Annotated in this window: 4 protein-coding genes; all 4 read right to left on the bottom strand. The window is 61.6% G+C overall.

What is annotated here, in order from left to right; genetic code table 11:
* Positions 1 to 1,259: amidase family protein (locus tag AC1D35_RS35035; RefSeq protein ID WP_477942504.1), on the bottom strand; the 1,259-nt coding region annotated here is incomplete at its 3' end.
* Positions 1,260 to 1,421: 162 nt separating this feature from the next.
* Positions 1,422 to 1,838: a hypothetical protein gene (locus tag AC1D35_RS35030; RefSeq protein WP_477942502.1), complete on the bottom strand. Its 417-nt coding sequence runs from the start codon at positions 1,836 to 1,838 to the stop codon at positions 1,422 to 1,424.
* 140 nt (positions 1,839 to 1,978) lie between these two features.
* A complete protein-coding gene (locus AC1D35_RS35025; protein WP_113335198.1) occupies positions 1,979 to 3,181 on the bottom strand; it encodes an ABC transporter permease subunit in 1,203 nt (400 codons plus the stop codon).
* Positions 3,178 to 3,839 (bottom strand): ATP-binding cassette domain-containing protein (locus AC1D35_RS35020; RefSeq protein ID WP_477942500.1); only part of this gene is annotated, 662 nt, incomplete at its 5' end. The genes AC1D35_RS35025 and AC1D35_RS35020, both read right to left, overlap by 4 nt.

The following is a 3,839-nucleotide window of genomic DNA, read 5'->3' as shown; positions in this document are numbered from 1 at the left end:
GTCGATACCGACAACGCCGGAAGGCCCATCAGGGGAATGCCGACCTGGGGAAGCTGCGCGTGCCACACACGTTCAAACGACGCCTCATCATGCAGGTCGAAATTGTCGGGGAAGGGCAGTTCACCGGATACCGGCATGAGAAGGACAGGATATTTGGCAAAAAACGAAAACCATACCCGGACCAGGATATCGCGCCGTATCAATGCCTTTGACAGGTCGAAGGGGTAAACCTTGTCGCGCATGCCGTTCAAGCAGGCCAACGCGCCAGGATCACGCTCTATCTTTACCATGTCGAGCTGTGCTTCGTAGCCGTCGCCGAGCCACAGCTTCGCCTGGATGTCGGCAGCCTCACGCAAGGGCGGCGTTTCGGAAATCTCCTCGACAGTCCAGCCCGCACGTTCCAGTCGCGAAGCGGCGTCGCGCACGGCGGCGATCACTTCGGGCACGGGATTGAGGCCATCGGGATTGACACACATCGCAACGCTCTTGGGCCGTTCTGGTCCTTCAAGCGGCACCGGGGCATACCACGGGTCGTAAAGGTCGGGCGCCGCCATTGCGGCCAGGGAAAGCCGCAGGTCGTCGATGGTGCGCGCGATCGGGCCGGAGACCGCACCGATCTGACCGCCGATGGAACGCCCGCCCCATGACGGGTTGAAGTGCGGGACGCGACCAAGGCTCGGACGCAGGCCATGCACGCCGCAGGCATAGGCTGGAAAACGGATCGACCCGGCAATGTCGCTTCCATGCGCAATCTGTCCGATGCCGGCTGCAACGGCTGCCCCTGCCCCACCGGAAGAGCCGCCCGGCGTGATACCGGGATCGCGTGGGTTTTTCGTGTCTCCATGCAGCAGGTTCGTGGAAAACCAGCGATAGGAGACGGCGGAACAGTTGGTTCTGCCGAGAAGGATGGCGCCGGATTTGCGCAGGTTTCCGACGGCCGGATTGTCGGCAGCCGCAACATTGTCGCGCTGCAACCTCATCCCGTCGGTCGTCGCATAGCCTTTCTGGTCGGCACCGATCTTGATCGTCACGGGAACGCCGGCCAGGGGTCCGAGATCCTCACCGCGCGCGATTGCCGCATCGATTGCGCTTGCCTGGGCGAGAACGTCGCCAGGCCGATGATCGACAACTGCATTGATCATCGGATTGACCGAATGAAGTCGCTTCAACGCCGCTTCCGCGGACTCCTTTGCCGAAACCTGTTTCGACCTTATGAGGCCCGCGAGTTGGCTAGCCGATATGCGCCAAAGTTCCTCCATGGGTACTCCGCTCCAATGACGTTGATGATTGTCGCTAAAATAGTGTTCAGGCTCCGATAACCGGACCCACTGGCCGATGACGCGGCCACAGCGAATAGGCGTGCACAGCCGCTCGGTCCGCTGGCCGGTCCGCACCATCGCCCGGGAATTTAGTGAGCTGGTTTAGAAGCTCTCGAAATCGCGTGCGATGTTCGAGCCATGCGGCGGGACGACCCGTCGCAACGCAATGCCCTGATCTTCCAGCCTCGGCCAGACGATCGACGCTGGATCGCCCGTCAGGCGAAGGGAGCGAAAGACCCGCTGTGCTTCCTTCTCCTTCGTGGGCCGAACGCCGTTGGCGACGATGAGCTCGGCGATCAGCGGTTCCTGCGGAGTACCGAGGCGAACCTTCCAGAAGCGGGAAGCATTGCCGATCGTCGGTCGGGGATCGAGAGCGCGGTAAATCCTGATTTCGATCGTCGATCCATACCACACCAGATCGCCGTCCACTCTCATCCTTGCCGGGCGGTTGTGGAGCACCAGCATGCCGTCGGTCGTGGTCTCGATATCGCCCCATGTGGCAGGTGTCTTGAGTTCCAAGGGGCCATAGGAAATCCTGCGCCAATCCAGACGGAGGATCCGCCGCAGCGCACGCGAAACCTTGCGTGCGCTGCTCGCTACATATCCGGCCCCGTAAGCGGCGACTGCGAGGGGCAACAGACAGACTGCAGCGGCATTTTTCAAGGGCGTGCGAATAGCTTGCCTCCGCGCTTTGAAAGAACATCGATATATACTGCAAGCATCAGGACGATGCCACTCGTGATGTTCTGATATGCAGTCGGCACGTTCAGCAGCGAGAGGCCGTTGCCGAGGCTCTGCATGAGCAAGGCACCGAGCAGGACACCCGATACCCGGCCGGTGCCGCCGTAGAGACTCGCGCCACCGATAACCACGGCTGCAATCGCATTCAATTCTAGGAACAAGCCCGATTCCGGGGGGGCCGATCCAAGGCGTCCGACGAACATCAGCGTACCGATCGCGGTCAGCACGCCGATCAGGATGAAGGACGTCACCAGGTGCTTGGTGATGGGAATGCCGGCCGACTTTGCGGCAGCCCGATTGCCGCCAACGGCATAGACATGGCGTCCCCAAACGGTGTTGGTCAGCAGCCAGGCCAGAAGTCCCGCCGCCGTCAGCGTAATCGCGACCGGCATGGGTAGGCCGCGATAAGAGAGCGTCGCCCAGGCAAGGAGAACGACACTCGCAAATCCCAGGGCAACGCGTATCAGGACGCCGCGCGGATTGCTGTTCTGGCTGAGGCTGCGCAATGGCCAGAGCGCGATGATTGCCGCAACAGCGATAAAGGCCCAAAGCGCCGGACCGGTCACGAACGCGTCGCCAAAAAAGCGAATTCCATCGGAGATGCCGGAGATCGTGCGCCCGCCCGACAGTGCAAGCGCGAGCCCGCGCAACAGCATCAGGGAGCCGAGGGTGGCAACGAAGGACGGCAGCCCAAGCTTTGCGACCCAGGCGCTGTTCCAGAGCCCGACTGCGACGCCCATCGCAAGTGCTGCGAGGATGGTCACCCATGGGCCGACGGTGCCGCTCGCCTCAATCATGGCGACCACGGTAACGCAAAGGCTCATGAACGATCCGACCGACAGATCGATCTCCCCTTGCGCAATGACGACCAGCATTCCGAGCGCCACGATGGCGGTGATCGCGGTCTGGCGCATGAGATTGCTGAGGTTTCGATCGCTGACGAATATGCCATCCGTCAGCAGCGAGAAGACCAGCCAGACGATTGCGATGGCGGCGAGGAGTCCCGCCGCAGAACGCAGAATGGAAATGATCGAGTTCGCGCGGTTCGGTGTTTCGGTCTTCGCGTCCGAAGACGCCACCGCAACCGCGTCGTTCTTCAGATTGGCTACATTTGATTTCATTGCTGTTCCACCGTTGTCTTTATTGCTGTGCCGCCGGCCAAAGCGAGAAGCTCGTGGCGGTTGGTGTCTCGTGTGTTTACGAGGGTGACTTTTTTTCCATCGCGCAGGACGAGGATACGGTCCGAGAGTTCGAGCGCCTCGTCCTCTTCCATGGTGGCGTAGAGCACCGCCGTGCCTCTGGACGCGACGTTTCGGATCAGGCGATAGACGTCCTGCTTTGCCCCGAGGTCGATGCCTCGCGTCGGCTCGTCAAGCAAGACGAGCCGCGGCTCGTTGATCAGCGCTCGCGCAAGCAAGACCTTCTGCTGGTTTCCGCCGSTGAGGCTGCTGAYTGGCTGGTCAGGTCCCTGCGTGCGGATCGCCAGATCGCGGATGAACGACCTACAGAGTTCTTTCGATTTCTCGTGATTGACCACGGAGCCCTTGCGAGGCGCGCCGCGGTGCCATCCGAGCATCATGTTTTCCAGCACCGAGAGATTGGGGATGAGGCCGTCCTTTTGACGTTCGGCCGAGACATAGGCGATCCCGTGCGCAATGGAATCGCGCGGATTGCGCGGGGAAAAGTCCGCGCCGCCGAGCTCCACCGAGCCGCCGGTCAACTCCGGCATGAAGCCATAGAGGGATTCGACCAGCTCCGTCTTTCCCGCACCCAATGGAC

Source organism: Rhizobium sp. P1_E6, assembly GCF_056405875.1.
The sequence above is the reverse complement of the archived record's forward strand: the minus strand, read 5'-3'. Positions and strand labels throughout refer to the sequence as shown.

Excerpts from the sequence above, each read along its gene's own strand:
- AC1D35_RS35025 (WP_113335198.1), bottom strand. The coding sequence starts at position 3,181 with ATGAAATCAAATGTAGCCAATCTGAAGAACGACGCGGTTGCGGTGGCG.